Genomic DNA, 22,776 nt, shown 5'->3' with positions numbered 1-22,776 from the left:
TTTCGTGATATTATTTAATTAGTCGTCCTTTTTAATGGATTCTGAGATTTTACAACATTGACATTGTGATAAAGGGGGTATAGGGGTGTATGAATAAAGCGGGTACGCCGTACACGGAAATGATACAAGATTCTACAGTATCTTCGCGACAAAAATTCAAGAAGTTAATCTTAGAAATAAAAGCCTTAATTAAAATTGGAATTATTAATTCTAATTTAATAACTACTTTTACTGGTTTATGGTTAGCAATATATTTTACCGATTCTTCCTTGAAATTTCATTGGGAAGTGCTCGTTTTGACCTTGCTAGGAAGCGCTTTAGTTATAGCAGGTGGATGTATAGTTAATAATTGGTTCGATGTAGATATTGATCCGAAAATGGAACGAACAAAAAATCGGCCTACGGTAACGGGGTTCTTTCCGCTTAAAACTGTTTTATTAATAGGACTTGTAACCACAGCAATCGGTTTACTTCTATTATATTTCACAACGATAGAAGCAGCGCTTTTTGCCTTATTTGGCTGGTTTGTGTATGTCATCTTGTATACAATGTGGTCCAAAAGAAAAACAACCTTAAATACAATTGTTGGTAGTTTTTCCGGTGCGATGCCACCACTAATTGGATGGGCTGCTATAAGTCCAGAATTCCACGTTATTCCTTTAGCATTATTTTTAATTATGTTTATATGGCAGACACCACATTTCCTATCTTTAGCTATGAAAAAGACGGAAGATTATAGAGAAGCAAGGGTACCAATGTTACCTGTCGTTTATGGCTTTACAATTACTAAACGACAAATAGTAATATACACACTTTGCTTATTACCATTGCCTTTTTTTATGACATCTCTTGGTATGGTATTCGTAGTAATTTCCACGCTATTAAATATTGGGTGGTTAATCATTGGTTTTAAAGGTTTTTTTGTCAAAGATGATTTAAAGTGGGCGAATATGATGTTTATATATTCTTTAAACTATTTAACAATTGTGTTTTTACTAATGATTATCGTAACGTTACCAATTTTTAATTAGCTCTACCTTGTTGTTTTATAAAAATTTATATATGTATCAGACATAAGGAGAAAGAGAGGTATGAATACATGAGTCATTGGATGGGAAAACTTAAAACTTTACTATTGTTAAGTTTTACTGCAATTGTCTTGTCGGCATGTGGTAAAGAAAACTTAACAGCTCTAGATCCGAAAGGCTATGGAGCAGAAAAATCAATGGATATTATGATTCTTTCTATCGTTGTAATGACTGCGGTATTTATAATTGTAGCAATTATTTTTACGATAGCTATAATTCGATTCCGCGAAAAGAAGGGGAAAGAAGATTATATTCCAAAACAAGTAGAGGGTAATCACACTTTAGAAATTGTATGGACTGGGATACCAATTATACTAGTATTTGTATTAGCTATTCCAACAGTTATCTCTATTTTTGATTTAGCCGATACTGCAGATGCTGAGAGTTCTATTACAGTTGAGGTTACCGGTAATCAATACTGGTGGCATTTTGATTACAAAGGTGAAGAAATTCAAACTAGTCAGGACTTATACATTCCAGTTGGAGAAAAAGTATACCTAGACATACAATCATCTGATGTTATCCATTCATTCTGGGTACCAACTATTTCTGGAAAAATGGATGCTAACCCCGAGAACGTAAACACAATGTTTATTGAAGCTTATGAAGAAGGGGTATATTGGGGTAAATGTGCGGAACTTTGTGGACCATCACACTCATTGATGGATTTTAAAGTTGTTGCAGTTAGCCAAGATGAATTTGATCAGTGGGTTGAAGATATGAAGAGCGCGAATCCTGAAGAAGCACCACAGGATGCAGTTGCAACCGAAGGTCAAGAATTATTTGAAGCTAATAATTGTATGGCTTGTCATGCTATCGGTTCTTCACCAGTAGCAGTTGGTCCGAACTTAACTAACTATGCGAACCGTACTACGGTTGCAGGTATTTTAGAACCTACAAAAGAAAACTTAGTAGACTGGATTGTGGATCCTGAGTCCATTAAACCAGGAAATAAGATGACTGGTAATTACCCTGAAATTTCAAAGGATGAAGCTGAAAAAATTGCAGAGTACTTAATGCAATTAAATCATTCAGATGTTACTCCTGAAAGTGCAGGCGGAATTATTGACTAATGTTATTTGGGATGAAAGACTTACAAAAGGGAGGTTAAAGTTTTGAGTATAGCATCTACTCAGAAAAAGGGCTTCGGTGCAATTTTATGGGATTATTTAACAACTGTTGACCATAAAAAAATTGGAAATATGTACCTAGCATGTGGTGCATTTTTCTTCATACTTGGTGGTATTGAGGCCCTAATAATTCGTATTCAACTAATTAAACCCGAGAATGATTTTATTAGTGCGGGTTTATATAATGAAATGATAACCATGCATGGTACTACAATGATTTTCTTTGCGGCCATGCCTATGTTACTAGGATTTATGAATGCTATTATGCCACTCCAAATAGGAGCGCGTGATGTTGCATTTCCATTTTTAAACTCTTTAGGATTTTGGCTATTTTTCCTAGGTGGAATATTAATGAACCTTAGTTGGTTCTTAGGTGGCGCACCTGATGCAGGTTGGACAGCTTATGCTCCACTATCGACTCAGTCACCAGGACACGGTATGGATTTTTATGTAATGGGTCTACAGTTATCTGGTGCAGGAACGCTAATGGGGGGTATTAACTTCCTTGTTACTATTGTTACAATGCGTGGACCTGGTATGACATATATGCGTATGCCATTATTTAGTTGGACTACTTTTATTGCAAGTATTCTAATACTTTTTGCCTTTCCGGCATTTACTGTTGCATTATTTTTATTACAGTTCGACCGTATGTTTGGCTCAGCATTTTTTGATATTGCTTTAGGTGGTAACTCCATTATTTGGCAACATTTATTTTGGATCTTTGGGCACCCAGAAGTTTATATCTTGATTTTGCCAGCCTTTGGTATATTTAGTGAAATATTTGCTACTTTTTCGAAAAAACGCTTATTTGGTTATACATCTATGGTATTTGCAACATTTCTGATTGCGTTTTTAGGATTTATGGTATGGGCACACCACATGTTTACAGTAGGACTTGGACCTGTAGCTAACTCTATTTTTGCTGTAGGTACGATGGCTATCGCAGTACCTACAGGAATCAAGATTTTTAACTGGCTTGCTACTATGTGGGGTGGAAATATACGCATGAGCGCTTCCATGTTATGGGCTTTAGGGTTCATTCCATCATTTACTATTGGTGGTATGACAGGTGTAATGTTGGGTGCATCAACTGCGGACTTCCAATATCACGACACATATTTCGTTATTGCTCATTTCCACTATGTAATTGTTGGTGGGGTAGTATTTGGTATTTTAGCTGGACTACAATACTGGTGGCCAAAAATGTTTGGGAAAGTTTTACATGAAGGTATGGGTAAAATTGCTTTCTGGTTATTCTTTATTGGTTTCCATTTAACTTTCTTTATCCAACATTTTCTTGGTTTAATGGGGATGCCTCGTCGTTACTGGGTATTTCTTGAAAATCAAGGCTTAGATACAGGAAACTTAATTAGTACAATCGGTGCTTTCTTTATGGCTGCTGGTTCAATTGTGTTTGTAATTAATATTATTTATACACATACGAAGGCTGAAAAGGCTACCAACGATCCTTGGGGTAGTGGACGTACACTAGAATGGGCTATTTCATCACCAGCACCTGAATATAACTTTAAGCAATTACCGTTAGTTCGCGGATTAGATCCGTATTGGATTGAAAAAATGGATGGAAATGATAAGATGACTCCAGCTGAGCCTGTTAATGATATCCATATGCCGAATGGCTCTATCTTACCGTTGGTTATAACAATTGGATTCTTTATCGCATCATTAGGATTTATTTACCAAGTAGATAATAAAGCATGGTTAATTGTTTTATTTACGGGTATGGTAATTGCAATCGGCTCTATGCTTATCAGATCCTTGAAGGATGATCACGGTCATCATATTCATAAAGAAGATTTAGAAAAGGAGGCTGACTAATATGAGTCAAGATTTTTCCTTGAATCCAGAAATTCAAGATCCGGCTAAAGCCACTCATGAGGGGAAAAATAAATATATTGGTTTATGGTTTTTCCTTGGTGGTGAAACAGTTCTTTTCGCTTCTTTATTTGCAACATACTTGTCATTAAGAAACTCAACCGCTGGTGGTCCATCGTCTCAAGACCTATTCGGTTTAGAACTTGTATTCGTTATGACGATTCTTTTATTAACAAGTTCTTTGACTAGTGTATATGCTATTTATCATATGAAAAACCATGATTTCAAAAAGATGCAATTATGGTTTGGGATTACAGCATTGCTTGGTCTAGGATTCTTAGGCTTTGAAATTTACGAGTTTACACATTATATTACTGATTATGGTTTTACTTTCCGTTCTTCAGCATTTGGATCAGCTTTCTATACATTAGTAGGATTTCATGGTGGTCACGTAGTATTTGGTCTTAGCTGGTTAATTGCACTTATGGTACGAAATGCGAAAAGAGGATTAAGTCTTTACAACGCACCAAAATACAACACGTTTGCTATCTACTGGCACTTCATTGATGTTGTTTGGGTATTTATCTTTACAGTTGTATACTTGATGGGGATGGTGAGTTAATTTATGACTGGTACAAATATCAACAAAATTAATTCCTTCCGAAAGCAAAAGCAAAAAGAAGAAATGAAACATCAAGTAATTACTTTCGCGTTAATGATTATTTTCACTTTAATTGCTTTTATCGCGGTAGGATCAGGAATGAATAAGACATATGTACTACCACTTATTTTGATACTCGCTGTAGTACAAGTAGGATTCCAATTTTATTATTTTATGCATATGAAGGATAAAGGGCATGCGGTTATTTCTTCTATGATTTATGGTGGAGTATGGGTTGCTATTTTAGCAGTTCTTACTTTCACAACAATTATTTGGTGGTAGAATGATATTTTAAGAAAGATCGGGGAAGTGTCCCGATCTTTTTATTATTTTCTACTTATTTCAAAATGATATTCTAAATTTTATTTACGCGGCGTTATTAAAACTCCCGCCTCTACAGGCGGGAGATAAGCGCCCAAGCTTCGAAAAAAGGGCGACTAAGGTTCAGGTTTTTGTTATTTGTTTGTATTTCTTCACAATATTAATAGGTTTATATGAAATCGATATTGTATAATGAAGATAAAATCCTTTATGGAGTGAATGCTAATGTGGTTGGAACTGCAAATATTTGGATTCCGTGCATTATGGAGTCCCTATTTTCTACTGTTTCTTGTCGGTCTAGCCCTAGTCTACTATTTGGTTACAGGACCGTACCGTGAGAGATTTGGAGGAGATACTAGGCCTACAGTAAATCAGCAATTTTCTTTTTATTTAAGTTTAGTATTGATTTATATTACAAAAGGCTCTCCCGTTGATTTGTTATCACATATCATGTTATTAACACACATGATACAAATGGCTGTATTCATCATATTTGTTCCCATTTTAATTATTAAGGGGTTACCGATATGGATTTGGAAAAAAGTTTACGAAGCAAAAGTAATTGGTAATATTGTTCGATTTTTAACAAGACCAATTATCTCTATGTTATTTTTTAACGGTCTTTTTAGTATCTATCATATTCCAATCGTATTTAATTTTTCTAAATCAACACCAATTGCCCATACACTGATTCATTTAGTTTTATTTTTTGCAGCGTTTATCATGTGGTTACCACTTTTAAATCCTGTTAAAAAATATGATCAGTTAAAACCATTACTTAAGATAGGGTATATTTTTGCAAATAGCGTATTAATTACACCCGCTTGTGCTTTAATTATTTTTGCGTCATCGCCATTGTATGCAGCATATACGAGTGAAGGAGCTTGGTTAACAGCGTTAAGCTTATGCGTTCCGACAGATGTGTTAAATGGGATTTCTTCCACATTATCTGGACCGGAGATGTTCTCTCCATTATCCACTATACTTGATCAACAATTTGGTGGAATCATTATGAAGGTGATTCAGGAAATTGTATATGGTTCAGTTTTAGTTAGCATACTTTCAAATTGGTTTAAATCAGAAGGAACTAAAATTGATCCTTTGCCGAGTAACGAAACGACTATTGAAACACATTAATCAACTAATTCTAAGAGAGGAAATCAGTAAAATATGCCTTTTTTACCAACGATAAGTACACTTTTTATTCTATTAAGTGCGATTTTTATGGCCTTTGGTTGGAACTTTATAGCTAAAGGGAAAGAAAAAGCACACAAAAATGCTATGATTGCAGCTTCAATTAGTGCATTGCTATTTTTTATTATTTATATGTCTCGAACGATTTTTATGGGGAATACCGCATTTGGAGGGCCTAAGGAATTAGAGATATATTATACAATCTTCTTGGTTTTTCACATTATACTAGCAACGACTGGAGCGGTTTTTGGGATCATTTCTTTGACACTTGCTTTTAAGCGTAATATTACCAAACATAGAAAAATTGGACCATATACCGCTATTATTTGGTTTGGAACGGCTGTTACAGGAATAATGGTTTACCTATTTCTATATGTTTTTTGGGGTGTAGGAGAAACTACAAATCTATTTAGAGCAATTTGGGGGTTTTAAAAACAAAGGCGTAAGCGCCCGTTTAGCGACGTACGGACTGGACTGAGCCGTAGGAGATAAAGGAAACACGACGAACGGAGTGAGTCGATGTTGACTTATCGCACGGAGGTGAAGGAAGTCTCGCTAGTCGCTGGGCGCTGGAGCCGGACGTGGCTATCCCGCGAATAAGTTATAAACAAAGGAGTTATTTTTATAATTTCCTGAATTAGAAAAAAGGTGAGAACTTAGTTTAAGTTCTCACCTTTTCTATTAATCCTTTTTATAAGGTACTAAATCAGAAGCTACTTTAGTAAGTAATGTGTTTGCACGCTCTACAATGTCAGCCGGGAAGTTTTCTTCTTCTCCATATTCGATACCATGAGGGTAATAATGTTTACCTAATAAAGGAGTAAGTAATTTAATTACTGCATTTCCACTGTCAACATCACCTTCTAGTGCATAACCTTGAATGCGAATATAGTATGTAATATTCTTTTCATTTGAACCAATTTTGTAATCATACGTTACACGTTCATAATCCCATTGACCAGCGCGAATAAAGGCATTTTTACCTGTAAGATGATCTAAAGGTTTTAAATCTAGAACCATATCATCAATACCAGTGTTCTCAATTCTCATATTATCCACCTCCATAATAGTCCTCATTAACTTATAATAGTACGAAAACGCTTAAGATGCAATTGATAATATTTTTAATAATAGAATATTGGAATGTTAAAAAGGATTATAGTAAAAATGATAGAGAATATAGAATGAATCCCCTTCCATTAACATAGAATGAAATATAAATGTATTTGGTTAGAAGAGGGGGCTCAACCAGTGCGGGTTTTGAAGGGAATGCTTATCATTTCGGTTTTGGTGTTATTCATTATATTCTTTGTTAAACCATACGATATTTCGAATCAAAAAAGGGATCTAGTAAGCGAATATTCTAGTAAAATTGTAGAACTTAAATCAAAGTCAAATTTAGAGAATTATTTTAAGAAAAATATGACTCGTTGGATAGGGCAATCAAAAAGTGAGCTGTTAAATGAGTTCGGTGAACCCGAACGTAAAGATCCAAGTGCTTATGGTTATGAATGGTGGGTTTATCAAAAAGGTTATTCAGATTATCTACAGTTTGGTATATTAAATGAAGAAATTATTACAGTTTATGTAATAGGCAATCAATTGGAATATGATTCTATATCTATTGGTGAATCCTATAAAGAATTATCTAGTAAATATGATTTTGCAAATGAAGTAGAATACAATGAGTCCATGTCTTCCTATACATTTCGTTTAACCGAAGAGGATTTAAAAACAAGACCATTAATAAAACTTTCATCTGATACGTTCATGCAATTATATTTTGATACCTTTACTGAAGAATTATCATCTATAAGGATTTTGGCGGCGAATGTGTTATTAATGCACCAACCATACGAAATTGTTTATCGTGGAAGTCTACCAGAAGCCCCAAAATTAGATGAACAGCAATGGGAAGAAGTGGAAAGTGGTATGGAGAAACAGATATTTGATATAACGAATGTTATGAGGGTCAGGCAGGGAAGTAAACCACTAGAGTGGGAACATACAGTAAGAGATGTAGCATATGATCATAGTAAAGATATGGCAGAAAATAATTACTTTTCGCATTTTGGGTTAGATGGTGAAGGTTTAAAGGAAAGATTAGCAGATAAAGAGGTATTTTATTTATCAGCAGGTGAAAATATAGCAGCGCAATATACCGATGCTCCGGCAGCGATGGAAGGTTGGTTGAACAGTAAAGGGCATCGTGAAGCTTTATTAAGTGATGATTATACGCATATTGGGGTCGGAGTATATCGATTATACTATACACAGAACTTCTTAGCACAAGCGTCATAAAAGATTTCGCTTTCGCACAGATAAAAGAACAAAGCATAATTTATAGTATAAAAGACTATACCGGGGGTGAAATCGTTGGAGAAAGAAGAACATAAATTGCATCCATCTGTTACTTCTTTTAAAAACTTTATTAATGAAAAACCGTTACTACTAAGAGAGATAAGAAAAAATGGCAGGTCATGGCAAGATTATTATGAGAAATGGGTTTTACTAGGTGAAGAAGACCCCTACTGGCAAAAGTATGATAAGGAAGATACAGATAACGGTTCAAATAGTAAGGAGCCAAAAGATAAATCAGAGTCGAAAAACTTTGAATTAATAAATCAAATAATGAAGCTAACTGAGAATATTGATATTAATAAAATTCAAGGACAAGTAGCGAATTTAAGTAAAACAATTGGAGCAGTCCAAGAATTGGTGGATCAATTTCAACAATCGAAAAAACAACAACCTCAAAAATCTCAGCCATTTAACTGGTTTCAAGATTAGGAGGGAATAGATATGGATCCGACTCTTTATCAATATCTTTCAACTAGGGATGATTTACTTCGTTTTTTAAGATATAATCCAATTTGGTACCGATATTTATCAAGGAATCCGAATCGTCTAGGAGAAATGGAAAAAGAAGCGAAAATGTTTTATGGAAAAACGTTTCCTCAACGGGTTGAAAAAATTGGAAATAATGTTCAAATGATAAATATGCTTGCCCAATTTGTTGGTTTAATGAAGGACTAAATAATAGGTGGAAAATTTCGAATATGTTTTCAGAACGATAAATAAATGCTAAAATAAGTCTGGAGGTGTTTTGATGATAGCAACTTTAGAATACGTAGATATTCTAGATCATTCCGAAAAACTTGGAAAAATGGTACTAGATTCTGAAGTGATGGAGGATTATAAGAAATCACGAGTTGCTCTTGATGAAGACAAAGAAGCGCAAGTGCTTATTAAAGCCTTTAATGATATGAAAATACATTACGACGATATTCAGCGTTTTGGAAGATATCACCCAGATTACAATGAAATAATGAAAAAAGTTAGATCCACGAAACGTGAAATGGATATGAATGATAAAGTTGCCACGTTTAAAATTGCCGAACGCAACCTACAAAAGTTACTAGATGAAATAAGTCTTTTCGTTGCGCAAAGTGTTAGTGTACAAATCAAAGCACCACAAGATGGTGCTGTATTTACAGACAGTGGTTGTGGACACGGAGGAGCATGTGGGTGTAACTCATAAATTATATATTGCTAGCCTTCAGTTATACTGAGGGTTAGTTATTTATTACGATTATAGAAAGTCTGGTAAAAATGATATACATAAGATTATAATAATATTTAGTGAGGATTAGAACATGAGGATTAATCGACAAGGTTTAATTGTTTGGTTTCAACATATGAAGAATTTAAAACAAATTAAGAGACATGGCAATTTAATTTATGCTTCAAAAAGGTTAAAATATGCGGTAATCTATGTAGATCAAACTGATGTGGCGTATGTTGAAACAAAATTAACAAAACTACCCTTTATATCAAAGGTTGAAAGGTCTTATAAGCCATTTGTTCGAACCGATTACGAAAATGCAAAACCTGATAAAGCTAAACAATATGATTACAAGATGGGAATTTAGTTTTTTAGAAAATTAAATCATAAAGTAAGGCCTATACTCCCTACTTACTCAAAAAATAAACCTGCAGAAACTCTGTTCTGCAGGTTCCCTTTGTTTTTCTAAGAAAAACAAATAGGCAAAGGGAGAGGAGAAACCGGAGGAAGAACTTATGGGGAAGTTTAAGTCTTCTCCGTGTTTGAAACAACCAATTATTAGTTGTATCAGTATGTATTATGTACGTTTTGATTTTATAATATACATTTTAAATATAAATTTATTATTTGTTTTCAGTGTGGTATTTTTATGATAGGATTAAAACGAGTTACTAGGTTGTTCTAATTGAGGTGTGTGCTAATGAGAGTCGTTGCTGGGAGTTTTAAAGGAAGACAATTAAAAGCCGTTCCGGGTAAATCTACAAGACCAACTACAGACAAAGTAAAAGAGGCTGTTTTTCAAATGATAGGTCCTTTTTTTGATGGTGGTAGTGTGTTAGATTTATTTGCAGGAAGTGGATCGTTAGGGATAGAGGCTTTAAGTAGAGGGATGACAAATGGGGTTTTCGTTGATAAGCATCCTAAAGCAATACATACGATTAAAGAAAATATAAAATTACTAAAGATAGAAGATAAGGTTGAGATTTACCGCGCAGATGCATTTAGGGCGGTGAAAGCGGCTGCGAAAAGAGAATTAGTATTTGACCTAGTTCTACTTGATCCTCCCTATGGAAAAATGGATTATGTAAAATTAATAAATCAGTTATTGGAATCCAATTTAATAAATGAAAATGGAATTATTTATTGTGAACATGAATGGAATGAGGATTTATCTGATATGGATTCCTCTTTAGAAATGATAAAACAAGATAATTTTGGCGGAACTATAGGATTAACTATTTATAAAAAAAGCTGATAAATTAGGGGGTTATATGATGGGAAAGTTAGCTATTTGTCCAGGGAGCTTTGATCCGGTAACAAATGGTCATTTGGACATAATTGAACGAGCATCTGGGATTTTTGATCAAGTCATTGTTGCAGTATTTAATAATGAAGCAAAATCACCGTTGTTTTCAGTTGAAGAAAGAAAGGCTTTGATAAAAGAATCAACCAGTTATTTACCTAATATATCCGTTGATTCTTCTAATCGTCTCTTGATGGACTATGCAAAAGAAATAAATGCAGATGCAGTTATTAGAGGCTTACGCGCAGTAAGTGATTTTGAATATGAAATGCAAATTACATCGATGAACAGAAAGTTAAATCCTGAGGTAGAAACTTTATTTGTGATGACAAATAATCAATATTCCTTCTTAAGTTCCAGTATGGTTAAGGAAATTGCGAAATACCATGGGGATATTTCGGGTTTAGTACCTGATATTGTACAATCAGCACTAAGAGAAAAATACAAAACCGTATAAAGGGATGTTGCGTTCATTTACGCAACATCCTTTTATCATACTTTTTGAATAGGATTAATATTGCAATACCTAAGAATACAAATGTAATTAGAGGTCCGGTGTTTTGTATTGTACTATAAATAGTAATCCAGATATTATCTGACACTGCTCCGGATACAGGCATATCTTTCAACTCCGCAACTTGTCTATCAAGATATAAAGGTTTATACAGAATGATAGCTAGTAAACTGGCAATAGTTCCATGGAGGATACGCGCGAAAAAATACGGAGTGAAATCAATATCTGTTTTTGCTAAAATACTGGCTACTTGTGCTTGTATGGAAAATCCGTTGAACCCCAGAATAAAACTGATAAGAATTGCTTGTTGAAACAGAGAATCTGTTGTTATCTTAGAAATCATATCTGCACCAATTGTAATTTCAAATAAACCCGATAACAAGGGTAATCCATAATCTGCTGGCAAAGTAATTATGCTTAGCAAGCTACCTAAAATACCCGCAATAACAGATGAGACTCCAACAAGAAATAGAATTTTAATGAGTACAGAGAACAAAACTATAAAGCCTCCGACCATTACTAATGTTTTAATAGAATTTAAAACTGCATCCCCTAGGACTTCTCCGAATGGACGCTTGTCCCTCAATCTTGTTTCATGCATTTCTCTAAAAGCTCTTTTAAGCGATACTGGTTTTTTCTTATCCCTTGTGTGATGTTTATCGTTTCTCTTGTAAAATCGCATGACAAACCCAACGATAGCATTACCTACATAGTGACAAGTTGCTAGTAATATGCCTATTTTTGGATCATGAAAAAAACCGACAGATAGCGCACCAAAAATAAATAAAGGACTTGAGTTATTAGTGAATGACACGAGTCGTTCCGCTTCCACCTTACTTATTTGATTTTCTTCTCTTAGGCGTGCTGCTATTTTAGCGCCTGTTGGATAACCACTTGCCATCCCCATCATCCAACCAAAACTTCCTACACCTGGAATGTTAAACAGTGGGCGCATAATTGGTTCAAATAATACTCCGACAAATTTAACTACACCAAATGAAATAAGTAATTCTGCGGCAATAAAAAACGGTAAAAGAGAAGGGAAAACCACTTCCCACCATAGATTAAGACCACGGATACTGGCTTCTAAAGCGGGATCAGGAAATTTGATTAACGAAAAAGTTATAAAGACCGTTATTCCAGAAAATAATAAAGTTTTAAAGATTGATTTCAAGTATAATGCCCCCTAGTTACTTTCCTTTTTGTTGGCAGATGGAATAAAACTCTCTCCCCCCATTAATACAACTTATACAATCGTCCAGCCTGATAGCGGACACTGAGTTTTCTAACTTTCTCTTTTCTGTACATAAGAAGTTGATAGTAGTAGAATAATCCTAAATGAAAACTTTACGGCTTTTAGATCAAGAATTAATTTTGTACAAGTCTATATCAATATACGCACATACATATCTTATTTATGCCATACACTTTTATAAATAGATTATTTAGTAAATAGGATCATGTAAACTTTCTTACTTGCATAAGCGTAACTAGGGTTTTTGCCAAGTTTAATAGCATATGGAGGTATTTGTTTTACATACTTGGGAATCGAATGGAAGGAGACAGCCGTTATAATGAATTTTTCTAAAAAGAATGTTATTAGTTTCATCCTCGTGATTTTAATAGCTTATTTTTTAGCTTCTTATCAATTACCTTACTATATTCAAAGACCAGGCGGGGCGGATGCATTAAATCCAGTCGTTAAAGTCGAGGATGGTTATGAAAGTATGGGGGACATGCATTTAGTTACTGTTAGTGGTCTTCAAGCTACCCCAATTCAATATGCACTTGCAAAAATTATGCCACATAATGAAATTCTTCCATTAGATCATGTTTTTCCAGAAGGAGTTTCACAAAAAGAATACATGAAAGCCCAGTTACAAGTAATGGAAAGTTCTCAAGAAGCGGCTACGGTTGTTGCTTACACAGCATCTGGAGATGAGATTGCGATAGAATATAACGGGGTATATGTTGTCACTGTTGTAGAAGGAATGCCAGCAGATGGAATTTTACAAATGGGAGATCGTATTATCGGAATAGATGATAAGCCGGTTAAGGAGGCAAATGATTTAATCCATTACGTGGAGCAAAAACAGGAGAATGATGTAGTATCTTTAGAATTTGTTAGGGATGATAAAACATTAACGAAAGACATAACTTTGAAAACCTTTGATGATTTGAATGATAAGGTTGGAGTAGGGATTAGTTTGGTTACAGACCGAAGTGTAACAGTAGAACCTGATGTAGAATTTTCAAGTGGAAACATAGGTGGTCCTAGTGCAGGGTTAATGTTTTCTTTGGAAATTTACGACCAACTTACGGAAACAGATTTAACGAAAGGATACCAAATTGCTGGGACGGGGGAAATTGACTATGATGGTATTGTCCATCGAATAGGTGGAATTGATAAGAAAATAGTTGCAGCAGAGAGAGAAGGGATTGACATCTTCTTTGCCCCAAATGAAAATGGAGCAAAAGATTCTAATTATGAGATTGCTAAGAAAAAGGCAGAAGAAATTGGGACAGATATGAAGATTATTCCCGTTGATACGTTCGATGACGCATTATCCTATCTAGAGCAATTAAGATAAAAAGTAGGCTAACGTAACAGTTAGCCTACTTTTTATGGGAAATAATTGGTCCAGTAATTTCTTGGTGGAACAACCGGTTTCGAGTATTTGGGTTTAAAACACTATAATAGGCTTTTGTAGCTCTTTCCTCCATTACGAGCATAGGATTTGTATTTCTTTTTAATCCGAAAATAATTGGCGCAGTGATTTCTTTTCTTTTCTTATTTAAATAAGCTTGTCCGTTCTTAGATAATCCAAGAATTCGGATATAAGGGGGAGGGTTATTTAAGGACCTTTGTACTTCTTTTTTTGTCGTATTTGTTAAAATATGTGTAAAAATCCGCTGAATTCTGGTCCATGTATAGCGTTTAGTTTTAATTAACTCAATCCAATGATGAATAGAGGAAGCCTTAGTAGCTGTTTTTATAATGCGGTGCTCTATGCCTTCATTGACACCATGGATTTCTCTTAATTCTTCCAATGACATAGTTAGAACCCGGTATTGTAGAAGTTGGAAGTAATGTTCCCAAGTATGCCATAAACCAGAACTTTCCTTATATAGATGAAGTTGTTCGATTGTTGCTTTAGGCATTGTATCTTTAACAGAAAGGTCGATTTCATTGTTTTCTATAAGATTCTTTCGTATACTAGTAGCACTGGCGATTTTATCGGTAATTACTTGATCATGAAAGTCATTTTTTGTTCGTTGAATAGTGAATGGTTTGATAGCCAGATTCTGATCCATAATGGCTTTTACATAACTAAATCCTAAAATATTATTTGGCCGCGCTAAATCCAACGCATCAGTTGTTAAACCAATACGTTGATAAGCTAATTTACTAGCTTCTGGAAATGATAGCCCAGCTGCCAGGCCGAATTTTAGTTCCTGTTTAAATAGTGGTTCTTTTTCCTTATAGTTTTCATAGCCTTTTATAAAATAGGATACATTACCAGATTCACTTCCAAAACAAATAGTAGAAACACCTATCTGATTTAGTATTTGTACCGCACCACTCGCAAAAATGTCACTATTCTGTACAGCGTAGACATAAGGAAGTTCGATGACGATATCAATCCCGGTTCGTAGAGCAGCTTTTGTTCGATGAAATTTGTCAATAATCGCAGGTTCTCCACGCTGAAGAAAAGAACCACTCATTATAGTAATCATACAGTCGGCTTTCGTTATTTTTTTTGCTTGATTCATGTGATAGACATGACCGTTATGAAAGGGGTTGTATTCAACAATTAGACCACAAGCTTTCATTCATTCCACTCCCAAATATTTTGATAAACATTGTAACAAAAAAAATTCATTAACGCATCTTTGCTCTCTTATTTGTTATTTCTAAAAAAGTGAAGTGATTACATCCATTTTAAATAGGGAATAATATGGATGGTGTAAAGAAAAACTTATTGACAAATTCCCTTTTTTCTTTTAAAATTACTCTTGTTGCCTTGAGGTGAAAAAAATGAAATTTACTTTAGGTGAAATTAGAAAACACGCGAATCAAAAACCTTTCACATTTGATGATCATGTGGATGTTTCCGAACTTAAAACAATGAATAATGACATACGAAATATTGATTCTGTTCATGTCTATGGAGAATGTGTGAGAAGTGGTGGGGAAGAGTACATTTTTACCTTTAGGATAGAGGGAGAAATGATCTTGCCTGATGCTCGTACATTAGTCGATGTTACCTATCCTTTTAATATAAAGGCAAGGGAAATTTTTACAACATCCTCATATATTAGTGCAGAAGACGAAGAATTGGAAATCCATCCAGTTACCGGAGAGTTGATTGATTTGACTCCGTATATAAAGGAGAATATCTTGCTAGAAACCCCATTTAGGGTGTTTTCTGATCAAGAAGTAGATGATTCTTCTTTAAGTGGAGAAGGATGGGATTTTCTCTCGGAAGATGATAAGAAAAGTAAGGTTGATCCACGTTTTCAAAAATTGCAATCATTACTTGATAAAAAAACGAAAGAAAATTAATTTCTTTTTCCGTTAAAGGAGGTGTAAGTCATGGCAGTACCTAAAAGAAGAACTTCTAAAAAGGTGAAGAATCAACGTCGTACTCATAAAAAATTACACGTACCTGGCATGGTAGAATGCTCAAATTGTGGTGAATTAACAAAACCTCATCATGTTTGCAAATCTTGTGGACATTATGATGGAAAAGATGTTGTTAATAGCTAAACGATAAAAACAGATCACGTTGGTGGTCTGTTTTTTTATTCTCTAGGAAATTATAAAATTTGTATGGCTATGGATAACTTAGATACCGAAATAGCCACATCCGGTTCCGGCGCCCAGTGACTAGTAGACTTCCTTTACCTCCTACGGCTCAGTCCAGTCTATACGTCACTAAACGGGCGCTTGCGCCTTTGTTCTTTGTGAATTTGTATATGGCTCAAAACTTCCTTTAAATAAGTTTCACATTATATGGTATTCTAAACATAATAAATATTCTTTGTTTTGGGGGATATATATATATGATTGTGGAATATCAAAAAAAGAAAGATTATGGTGTAATCTATCTTAATAGACCGGAGAAAAGAAATGCTATATCAAAGGAAATGGGAGCAATGATTGGTACCATACTTGATAATGCGAAAAAGGAAGAAATTAAATTTTTAGTTTTAACATGTAAGGGTAATAAGATGTTCTGTGCAGGTGGTGATTTAACCTACCTTCACGGTAACTTAAGTCCGGAAGAAGCTTATTTAAGGTTAACCCCTATGAAGGAAATATTATACAAAATTGCTTTATTTCCTGTCCCTGTTATTGCACTATTAAATGGAAATGCTTTGGGTGGGGGATGTGAACTAGCTACTGCTTGCGATATTCGGATTGCGAGAGAAAATACGAAATTTGGATTTGTTCAAGCGAATTTAGGTATTTTGCCTGGATGGGGAGGAGGAACCCTATTGTATAACAAAGTTCCCTCGTCATTTGCGCTAGAATGGTTAACCGAAGCGAAGGTATTAGATAGCCAATCTTTAGAGACGAAAGGATGGATCAATAGAGTAGTAAGTGAAAATGAAATAGAAGATATGGAAGTCCTATTAAAGGACTACATTTCCAAATCCTATCGACAAATGGGGTTGCTAAAAGCCCAATATATAAAAAGCTGGACTAATCATAATTTATTTTTTGAAATGACGGAAGAAGTTAAACGGACCGCTAATTTATGGGGTTCTGAAGAGCATAAACAAGCTATTGAGAAATTTTTATTACGTAAATAAGCAAACAGTTATTCTAGTACTCCTATTTTTTGCATACATTTTATAGCAAAGAAATAAGGAGGGGTGTTATGAACGATACACGTCAAGATGCATGGACAAATAATGAAGATATTATTTTAGCAGAAACTGTACTTCGTTATATTAGGGAAGGTAAAACGCAACTAGAAGCTTTTAAAGAGGTATCTTATCAATTATCGCGTACACCTGCAGCATGCGGGTTCAGGTGGAACGCGACGATTCGTAAGCAATATCATGAGGCGATTGAACATGCTAAGGAAGAAAGAAAAAATGGTTCAAAGAAAGATGTTTCAACAGCTAACACGGGTGAAACGGATACAATCGAAACAGCTATTTTGTTGTTAGAAAAAATGAAAGAGAATTTCCAAACGGAGGATAATTTCACAAAAGAAAAACATGAGGAGATTGTTACACAGTTAGAAAATGAAAATAGACAACTAAAAGAATATCTTAAACGCTATGAGGAAACATTTATCCAATTTGGAAAGATCATTTCTGAAGTTAATACGTTTAAAAATAATAAAATATGAATATATAGAACAAAAGCGTAAGTGCCCGTTTAGCAACGTACAAACTGGAGCGCTCCGCAATGAGATAAAGGAAACATGGCGAGGGTACGAGCCGATGTTGACTTATCGTAGTGGAGGAGTGTGAAGTTTGCTAGTTGCTGGGCACTGAAGCTGGACGTGGCCTTTCCTAAAAAGAAATCAAACCCAGCGTTAAAATTTTATATTATCTTACTTAAAATAAATTAAGACATGAATGGGTTTACATTCATGTCTTAAAAATTAATTTTCGGTTTCTTTTTCTTTAACTCCATCTGGTAACCAGATTAGTGGATTCTCACCTAAGTCACGTTGCATGTCATAGTGTGCTTTTTGAAAACCCATCTTCTCCCAAAAACCTTGGGAATTAATTAATGGGTTTGTTTTTATTGGTAATTGAAAGCTTTTAGCAAATTCAACTAAAGCTTTACCATAACCCTTTTTTCTATAGTCTGGAAGTACTTCCAATTTCCAAAGTGTAAGATAATCCTGCGGTGGTTCAAAATAGTAGTCATATTGTTTGTTCATTTCATATAGACACATTCTGGCTGCAAGATTATTCGCATAGTAAATGCCATAAAAAGGTGACACAATATTGTTTTCTATAAAATTATTTTGTAATTCCTCGTGCATGGATAACTCTTGATTTCCATATGCTTTGAACCGTTTAAACATGTCAAGTGTCTTGTAATTGATTAATAAACGTTCCACTTTAATATTTTCCATAAAACTTCACTCTCCCGGTCATGTTCTATAAGATCAAAAATAATGATAGTGTTTACATAACGAAACTGGTATAGACTTCATTCCTACAAGTACAAAATTGTATGAGTTCTTTATCTAATCCAATAATTTTATTATAATATAAAAGTGTTAATTTTTAAATAAAATTAATTATATGTAAATTCATTAAATGACCGTACTGTTAATATAAATGCTTTATTTTCTTTACTTTTATGATAAAGTATTATCGGGTTGTTGAAATAAACGTTACGTATGTCTTAACTGGATTTTGTTTAATGGAATAGAGGGTGATTTTTATTAATTTTATTATATATTTACTGTCCTTCTTTATTATGGTTCCGATTATTGCTACTGTTATTGTATACATCATTGTTCTAAAGTTAAGCCGATCATCTAAAAAGGCTGTTCATATAGCAGTTAATTGGTCAACAATTTTCTATATAATATCCACGATTATTCTTATTCAATATCTTTTTAATACTTCTATTACAGGATTTATACTTATTTTTATGCTTTTTGTATTGGCTGTTATTATCTTTTATCAATGGAAAGCAAATGTCGATATTGAAATAAAAAAAGCATTCAAGATTTTATGGAAGATTTGTTTCCTTTTATTTTTTATCTTATATGTTACTTTTAGTATTATTGGAATAATAATGGAAATTGTATGATAATGATAAAGTTTCATGAGACTGTACTTTATAAAACAGATTAAATGAAAAAGAGATAAAAATTAGGTAGAATGTATGAAGTGGACTAACTCGAAAAGGAGAACAATAATCTATGCGGATACATCCAATAAAACTGGAAAATCAGAATAAGTTAATTTCTGATTATCGATTGGAAAAAGAAGAAATTATGGATTTCTTTGATTACATTCCAAGTGGAGATTTGGAAGGTAGGGTGAAGGATTTACACGAACGAATTTTTCAAAGAGAATCCTTGCAAGAAGTTTTACATAAACTAAATAAAGGTTGGGATGCACCAAATTCCACTTTACATAATATTGATCGTTTTTCAAATGAAGATAGTGTTGTAGTTATAGCAGGACAACAAGCTGGGTTATTAACCGGTCCAATGTACACTATTAATAAAGTAATCTCTGTTCTACAGTTGGCTAAACAACAGGAAGAGAAATTAAACATACCAGTAATACCTGTATTTTGGATAGCTGGAGAAGATCATGATTTTGACGAAATTAATCATATATTTATGCAGGAGAAATCCCGCTTAAGAAAATTAAAAGTAGGACAAGAAAATATAAATAAAAGCTCTGTGTCAGAAATACAATTGGAGAAAAACATAATTCGCGATTGGTTGGATAAAGTGTTTTCTTATTTAGAGGAAACGGAAAATACGAAAGACTTATATCATTCAATTTTACTTTGTCTAGAACAATCAGAAACTTATACAGATTTCTTTGCTCGATTAATATTTAAACTATTTCCAGATGAAGGTCTTGTATTGATTGATTCGCATCACCCATTAGTTCGAAATCTAGAAAAAGAATATTTTGAACAAATGATTCTAAAACAGCGGGAGATTAGTAGTGGGGTCAATGAAATACTTAATAAATTAAGAAAAAATGATTATCAAGTACCTTTGGAAGCGGATTTGAATAGTGGAAATCTATTTTATCACCATAATAAAGAACGAATATTATTATACCGAAATGAAAATGGTGGTTGGAACGGAAAACAAGGTGAAGTTGAATTAACAACCAAGGAATTAATTACTATAGCGAATAACCAACCAGAAAAACTAAGCAATAATGTCGTGACAAGACCACTTATGCAAGAACTACTATTTCCATCTTTAGCATTTATCGGTGGTCCCGGGGAAATTAGTTACTGGTCAGCGCTAAAACCAGTATTCCATGTTTTCGGAATTAAAATGCCACCCATATTTCCGCGGTTATCATTTACTTATATTGAATCTAAAGTAAGCAAACTGATGGGGCGTTTAACTATTACTACTGAAGAAGTGGTGAATAATGGAATACAAGATTATAAGAGGAACTGGATTAATTCGAAAACAAAACCTCCCATTCATGAGTTAGCGGTGGAAATGAAAGAGACAATAGAAAAGGCACATAAACCCCTAAGGGACTTAGCAAAAGAAATTCGGGCAGATATTGGAGATCTGGCAGATAAAAATCTTTATTATTTACAGAAAGAGATTTCGTTTATAGAGGGTAGAATGGTAAAAGCGATTGAAGAAAAATATAATAAAGAACTTACGGAAATGGATTTGATTAAGGTGAATCTTTATCCGGATGGTTTACAGGAACGTATTTGGAATCCGCTACCGTTTATAAATAAGTTTGGTGCAGATTTTATTAAGAAAACAATAGACAATCCCTATTCTTTTTCAAATGATCATTACTTAGTTTACCTATAGTGGGAAAATCCCCCCACTATCCACCACTAAAACTATAAAAATCACTTAAGCCCTGTCATTTATTGAAATGGCAGGCTTTTTTATTGTTGATTTATCTGCAATAACAAGAAGGAAAAAAAATCTTTATGATTTTATAGAAATTATGTGGTGAATTGTGGGGGGATGTGGTAATATGAAAAATAAGAAAGTGGGGCGTACTATATGTTCATGGGTGAATTCCAACATAACATCGATCCAAAAGGGAGAATTATCGTCCCATCTAAATTCCGTGAGGATCTTGGAGAATCGTTTGTTGTAACCCGTGGACTTGATAAATGTTTATTTGCGTACCCTATGGAAGAATGGAAGGTTTTGGAAGAAAAGTTAAAAAAACTCCCATTAACAAAAAAAGATGCTAGGGCTTTCACTCGTTTTTTCTTTTCTGGTGCGGTTGAATGCGAAGTTGATAAACAGGGAAGAATAAACATTCCACAGTCTTTACGGAAATATGCAACCTTAGAAAAGGAATGTGTAGTCATAGGCGTATCAAACCGTATTGAATTTTGGTCAAATGATAATTGGGAAGAATATGTTACTAATTCCGAAGAATCATTTGGTGAAATAGCCGAAAATCTTATGGACTTTGATATCTAAGTTTAAAAAAAGCGGGGGTTACTATGTTTGAACATTATAGTGTACTAAGAGATGAATCGATTAAAGGGTTAGCGATTAAAGAAAATGGTACATACATAGATTGTACATTAGGTGGCGGAGGCCATTCAGAACAAATAGCATCAAAATTAAGTGAGGAAGGCTTATTAATTGCATTTGATCAAGATCAGGATGCTTTAGAAGCTGCTAAACAACGATTAGAGAAATATCAAGACAGAATATTATTCATCCATGCTAATTTCAGAGAAATGGAAGAAAAGTTAAGAGAGCATCGCATCGAACATGTTGATGGTATTTTATTTGATTTAGGTGTATCATCCCCCCAATTAGACAGGGGAGATAGAGGGTTCAGTTATCAGCAAGATGCAAGGTTAGACATGAGAATGAATCAATCCGCTGAACTTACTGCTTATGATATTGTTAATAATTGGTCTTATAATCAATTAGTCTCTATTTTCTTTCGCTATGGTGAAGAAAAGTTTTCTAAACAGATCGCTCGTAAAATAGAGGAATCTCGTAATATAAAAACCATTGAAACAACATATGAACTAGTTGAAATTATAAAAGATGCAATCCCTGCACCAGCGCGGAGAAAAGGTGGTCATCCAGCGAAAAGGATTTTTCAAGCTTTGCGAATAGCGGTTAATGATGAGCTGGAAGCGTTTAACAGTGCGATTTATCAGGCTGCAAAAGTAGTGGATATAGAGGGACGTATTGCAGTTATTACGTTCCATTCATTAGAGGATAGGTTGTGTAAACAAGCGTTTAAGAAATGGAGTACTCCGAAACCGACACCTAGGAATTTACCTATTATACCGAAAGAATTCGAAGCTCCATTTAAACTTATTACTAGGAAACCAATTATAGCGGGCAATGATGAATTAGAAGAGAATAGAAGATCACGTTCAGCGAAACTAAGAGTTGTGGAAAAGGTTAATCCATGGAATGAAGAATTTATCACGTCTTAACTGGCTGTAAGCCCC

General features: G+C 34.1%; 27 protein-coding genes. 23 read left to right on the top strand and 4 right to left on the bottom strand.

The features are described 5' to 3' along the window. The first annotated feature begins 89 nt into the window (after positions 1–89). The 7 genes from cyoE (at position 90) to A9178_RS03435 (ending at position 6,665) form a co-directional block, all read left to right on the top strand. Positions 90–1,031, top strand: a complete 942-nt coding sequence (cyoE, locus tag A9178_RS03465; RefSeq protein ID WP_068672507.1) for a heme o synthase — start codon at positions 90–92, stop codon at positions 1,029–1,031. Between the two features lie 68 nt (positions 1,032–1,099). After that, positions 1,100–2,161 (top strand): cytochrome c oxidase subunit II, encoded by a 1,062-nt coding sequence (gene coxB / locus A9178_RS03460; RefSeq protein WP_068672506.1) that lies wholly within the window; start codon positions 1,100–1,102, stop codon positions 2,159–2,161. A gap of 42 nt (positions 2,162–2,203) precedes the next feature. Beyond that, on the top strand, positions 2,204–4,060 hold the full coding sequence (gene ctaD, locus A9178_RS03455; protein ID WP_068672505.1) for a cytochrome c oxidase subunit I: 1,857 nt from the start codon (positions 2,204–2,206) through the stop codon (positions 4,058–4,060). 1 nt (position 4,061) lies between these two features. Continuing rightward, positions 4,062–4,679, top strand: coding sequence for a cytochrome (ubi)quinol oxidase subunit III (locus A9178_RS03450; protein WP_068672504.1), 618 nt, complete (start codon positions 4,062–4,064; stop codon positions 4,677–4,679). A gap of 3 nt (positions 4,680–4,682) precedes the next feature. Continuing rightward, positions 4,683–5,000: a cytochrome c oxidase subunit IVB gene (gene ctaF, locus A9178_RS03445; RefSeq protein WP_068672503.1), complete on the top strand. Its 318-nt coding sequence runs from the start codon at positions 4,683–4,685 to the stop codon at positions 4,998–5,000. A 264-nt stretch (positions 5,001–5,264) separates the two neighbouring features. Next, complete coding sequence (ctaG, locus tag A9178_RS03440; protein ID WP_068672502.1) at positions 5,265–6,176, top strand: cytochrome c oxidase assembly factor CtaG; 912 nt, start codon at positions 5,265–5,267, stop codon at positions 6,174–6,176. 33 nt (positions 6,177–6,209) lie between these two features. Continuing rightward, on the top strand, positions 6,210–6,665 hold the full coding sequence (locus A9178_RS03435) for a DUF420 domain-containing protein (protein ID WP_068672501.1): 456 nt from the start codon (positions 6,210–6,212) through the stop codon (positions 6,663–6,665). A gap of 249 nt (positions 6,666–6,914) precedes the next feature. Here A9178_RS03435 and A9178_RS03430 read toward each other — a convergent pair whose 3' ends face one another. After that, positions 6,915–7,283: a YugN family protein gene (locus A9178_RS03430; protein ID WP_068672500.1), complete on the bottom strand. Its 369-nt coding sequence runs from the start codon at positions 7,281–7,283 to the stop codon at positions 6,915–6,917. A 201-nt stretch (positions 7,284–7,484) separates the two neighbouring features. Between A9178_RS03430 and A9178_RS03425 the strand changes: the two genes are divergently transcribed. The 7 genes from A9178_RS03425 (at position 7,485) to coaD (ending at position 11,558) form a co-directional block, all read left to right on the top strand. After that, positions 7,485–8,534 (top strand): CAP domain-containing protein, encoded by a 1,050-nt coding sequence (locus A9178_RS03425; RefSeq protein ID WP_068672499.1) that lies wholly within the window; start codon positions 7,485–7,487, stop codon positions 8,532–8,534. Positions 8,535–8,609: 75 nt separating this feature from the next. Further along, positions 8,610–9,023, top strand: a complete 414-nt coding sequence (gene ylbD, locus A9178_RS03420; protein WP_068672498.1) for a spore coat protein YlbD — start codon at positions 8,610–8,612, stop codon at positions 9,021–9,023. A 12-nt stretch (positions 9,024–9,035) separates the two neighbouring features. After that, complete coding sequence (locus A9178_RS03415) at positions 9,036–9,269, top strand: YlbE-like family protein (RefSeq protein ID WP_068672497.1); 234 nt, start codon at positions 9,036–9,038, stop codon at positions 9,267–9,269. 73 nt (positions 9,270–9,342) lie between these two features. Beyond that, positions 9,343–9,774: a YlbF/YmcA family competence regulator gene (locus A9178_RS03410; RefSeq protein ID WP_068672496.1), complete on the top strand. Its 432-nt coding sequence runs from the start codon at positions 9,343–9,345 to the stop codon at positions 9,772–9,774. 115 nt (positions 9,775–9,889) lie between these two features. After that, a complete protein-coding gene (locus A9178_RS03405) occupies positions 9,890–10,165 on the top strand; it encodes a YlbG family protein (protein ID WP_068672495.1) in 276 nt (91 codons plus the stop codon). A gap of 333 nt (positions 10,166–10,498) precedes the next feature. Then, a complete protein-coding gene (gene rsmD, locus A9178_RS03400) occupies positions 10,499–11,053 on the top strand; it encodes a 16S rRNA (guanine(966)-N(2))-methyltransferase RsmD (protein WP_068672494.1) in 555 nt (184 codons plus the stop codon). Between the two features lie 19 nt (positions 11,054–11,072). Further along, positions 11,073–11,558, top strand: coding sequence for a pantetheine-phosphate adenylyltransferase (gene coaD / locus A9178_RS03395; protein ID WP_068672493.1), 486 nt, complete (start codon positions 11,073–11,075; stop codon positions 11,556–11,558). A gap of 13 nt (positions 11,559–11,571) precedes the next feature. Here coaD and ylbJ read toward each other — a convergent pair whose 3' ends face one another. Then, the gene (ylbJ, locus tag A9178_RS03390) at positions 11,572–12,789 is read right to left on the bottom strand and encodes a sporulation integral membrane protein YlbJ (RefSeq protein ID WP_068672492.1); all 1,218 of its coding nucleotides are present in this window, start codon (positions 12,787–12,789) and stop codon (positions 11,572–11,574) included. Positions 12,790–13,189: 400 nt separating this feature from the next. Here ylbJ and A9178_RS03385 point away from each other — a divergent pair, with 400 nt between their 5' ends. Then, entirely contained in the window at positions 13,190–14,206 is a 1,017-nt protein-coding gene (locus A9178_RS03385) for a SepM family pheromone-processing serine protease (RefSeq protein WP_068672491.1), read from the top strand. Positions 14,207–14,231: 25 nt separating this feature from the next. Here A9178_RS03385 and A9178_RS03380 read toward each other — a convergent pair whose 3' ends face one another. Further along, a complete protein-coding gene (locus A9178_RS03380) occupies positions 14,232–15,449 on the bottom strand; it encodes a nucleotidyltransferase (RefSeq protein WP_068672490.1) in 1,218 nt (405 codons plus the stop codon). A gap of 205 nt (positions 15,450–15,654) precedes the next feature. Here A9178_RS03380 and A9178_RS03375 point away from each other — a divergent pair, with 205 nt between their 5' ends. The 4 genes from A9178_RS03375 to A9178_RS03360 all read left to right on the top strand — a co-directional run bounded on the left by A9178_RS03375 (position 15,655) and on the right by A9178_RS03360 (position 17,983). Further along, complete coding sequence (locus A9178_RS03375; protein WP_068672489.1) at positions 15,655–16,182, top strand: YceD family protein; 528 nt, start codon at positions 15,655–15,657, stop codon at positions 16,180–16,182. Positions 16,183–16,212: 30 nt separating this feature from the next. Continuing rightward, a complete protein-coding gene (rpmF, locus tag A9178_RS03370) occupies positions 16,213–16,386 on the top strand; it encodes a 50S ribosomal protein L32 (RefSeq protein WP_068672488.1) in 174 nt (57 codons plus the stop codon). 296 nt (positions 16,387–16,682) lie between these two features. After that, a complete protein-coding gene (locus tag A9178_RS03365) occupies positions 16,683–17,435 on the top strand; it encodes an enoyl-CoA hydratase/isomerase family protein (RefSeq protein ID WP_068672487.1) in 753 nt (250 codons plus the stop codon). Positions 17,436–17,503: 68 nt separating this feature from the next. Next, positions 17,504–17,983: an RsfA family transcriptional regulator gene (locus A9178_RS03360; RefSeq protein WP_068672486.1), complete on the top strand. Its 480-nt coding sequence runs from the start codon at positions 17,504–17,506 to the stop codon at positions 17,981–17,983. A gap of 258 nt (positions 17,984–18,241) precedes the next feature. Here A9178_RS03360 and A9178_RS03355 read toward each other — a convergent pair whose 3' ends face one another. Continuing rightward, the gene (locus A9178_RS03355) at positions 18,242–18,724 is read right to left on the bottom strand and encodes an N-acetyltransferase (RefSeq protein ID WP_068672485.1); all 483 of its coding nucleotides are present in this window, start codon (positions 18,722–18,724) and stop codon (positions 18,242–18,244) included. Between the two features lie 305 nt (positions 18,725–19,029). Between A9178_RS03355 and A9178_RS03350 the strand changes: the two genes are divergently transcribed. The 4 genes from A9178_RS03350 (at position 19,030) to rsmH (ending at position 22,761) form a co-directional block, all read left to right on the top strand. Continuing rightward, the gene (locus A9178_RS03350; RefSeq protein ID WP_082918069.1) at positions 19,030–19,413 is read left to right on the top strand and encodes a DUF3397 domain-containing protein; all 384 of its coding nucleotides are present in this window, start codon (positions 19,030–19,032) and stop codon (positions 19,411–19,413) included. 112 nt (positions 19,414–19,525) lie between these two features. Continuing rightward, positions 19,526–21,142 (top strand): bacillithiol biosynthesis cysteine-adding enzyme BshC, encoded by a 1,617-nt coding sequence (gene bshC, locus A9178_RS03345; RefSeq protein WP_068672484.1) that lies wholly within the window; start codon positions 19,526–19,528, stop codon positions 21,140–21,142. Between the two features lie 201 nt (positions 21,143–21,343). After that, positions 21,344–21,775, top strand: a complete 432-nt coding sequence (gene mraZ, locus A9178_RS03340) for a division/cell wall cluster transcriptional repressor MraZ (protein ID WP_068672483.1) — start codon at positions 21,344–21,346, stop codon at positions 21,773–21,775. 23 nt (positions 21,776–21,798) lie between these two features. Next, positions 21,799–22,761, top strand: coding sequence for a 16S rRNA (cytosine(1402)-N(4))-methyltransferase RsmH (gene rsmH / locus A9178_RS03335; protein WP_068672482.1), 963 nt, complete (start codon positions 21,799–21,801; stop codon positions 22,759–22,761). Positions 22,762–22,776 lie beyond the last annotated feature (15 nt).

Source organism: Oceanobacillus sp. Castelsardo, from assembly GCF_001659985.1.
Taxonomy (GTDB): domain Bacteria; phylum Bacillota; class Bacilli; order Bacillales; family Amphibacillaceae; genus Oceanobacillus.
The sequence above is the reverse complement of the archived record's forward strand: the minus strand, read 5'-3'. Positions and strand labels throughout refer to the sequence as shown.

Bases quoted from the DNA above. Each gene is read 5' to 3' on its own strand.
- cyoE (WP_068672507.1), top strand. From the start codon at position 90: ATGAATAAAGCGGGTACGCCGTACACGGAAATGATACAAGATTCTACA.
- coxB (WP_068672506.1), top strand. From the start codon at position 1,100: ATGAGTCATTGGATGGGAAAACTTAAAACTTTACTATTGTTAAGTTTT.
- A9178_RS03450 (WP_068672504.1), top strand. From the start codon at position 4,062: ATGAGTCAAGATTTTTCCTTGAATCCAGAAATTCAAGATCCGGCTAAA.
- ctaF (WP_068672503.1), top strand. From the start codon at position 4,683: ATGACTGGTACAAATATCAACAAAATTAATTCCTTCCGAAAGCAAAAG.
- ctaG (WP_068672502.1), top strand. From the start codon at position 5,265: ATGTGGTTGGAACTGCAAATATTTGGATTCCGTGCATTATGGAGTCCC.
- A9178_RS03435 (WP_068672501.1), top strand. From the start codon at position 6,210: ATGCCTTTTTTACCAACGATAAGTACACTTTTTATTCTATTAAGTGCG.
- A9178_RS03430 (WP_068672500.1), bottom strand. From the start codon at position 7,283: ATGAGAATTGAGAACACTGGTATTGATGATATGGTTCTAGATTTAAAA.
- A9178_RS03415 (WP_068672497.1), top strand. From the start codon at position 9,036: ATGGATCCGACTCTTTATCAATATCTTTCAACTAGGGATGATTTACTT.
- A9178_RS03410 (WP_068672496.1), top strand. From the start codon at position 9,343: ATGATAGCAACTTTAGAATACGTAGATATTCTAGATCATTCCGAAAAA.
- A9178_RS03405 (WP_068672495.1), top strand. From the start codon at position 9,890: ATGAGGATTAATCGACAAGGTTTAATTGTTTGGTTTCAACATATGAAG.
- rsmD (WP_068672494.1), top strand. From the start codon at position 10,499: ATGAGAGTCGTTGCTGGGAGTTTTAAAGGAAGACAATTAAAAGCCGTT.
- coaD (WP_068672493.1), top strand. From the start codon at position 11,073: ATGGGAAAGTTAGCTATTTGTCCAGGGAGCTTTGATCCGGTAACAAAT.
- A9178_RS03385 (WP_068672491.1), top strand. From the start codon at position 13,190: ATGAATTTTTCTAAAAAGAATGTTATTAGTTTCATCCTCGTGATTTTA.
- A9178_RS03380 (WP_068672490.1), bottom strand. From the start codon at position 15,449: ATGAAAGCTTGTGGTCTAATTGTTGAATACAACCCCTTTCATAACGGT.
- A9178_RS03375 (WP_068672489.1), top strand. From the start codon at position 15,655: ATGAAATTTACTTTAGGTGAAATTAGAAAACACGCGAATCAAAAACCT.
- rpmF (WP_068672488.1), top strand. From the start codon at position 16,213: ATGGCAGTACCTAAAAGAAGAACTTCTAAAAAGGTGAAGAATCAACGT.
- A9178_RS03365 (WP_068672487.1), top strand. From the start codon at position 16,683: ATGATTGTGGAATATCAAAAAAAGAAAGATTATGGTGTAATCTATCTT.
- A9178_RS03360 (WP_068672486.1), top strand. From the start codon at position 17,504: ATGAACGATACACGTCAAGATGCATGGACAAATAATGAAGATATTATT.
- A9178_RS03355 (WP_068672485.1), bottom strand. From the start codon at position 18,724: ATGGAAAATATTAAAGTGGAACGTTTATTAATCAATTACAAGACACTT.
- bshC (WP_068672484.1), top strand. From the start codon at position 19,526: ATGCGGATACATCCAATAAAACTGGAAAATCAGAATAAGTTAATTTCT.
- mraZ (WP_068672483.1), top strand. From the start codon at position 21,344: ATGTTCATGGGTGAATTCCAACATAACATCGATCCAAAAGGGAGAATT.
- rsmH (WP_068672482.1), top strand. From the start codon at position 21,799: ATGTTTGAACATTATAGTGTACTAAGAGATGAATCGATTAAAGGGTTA.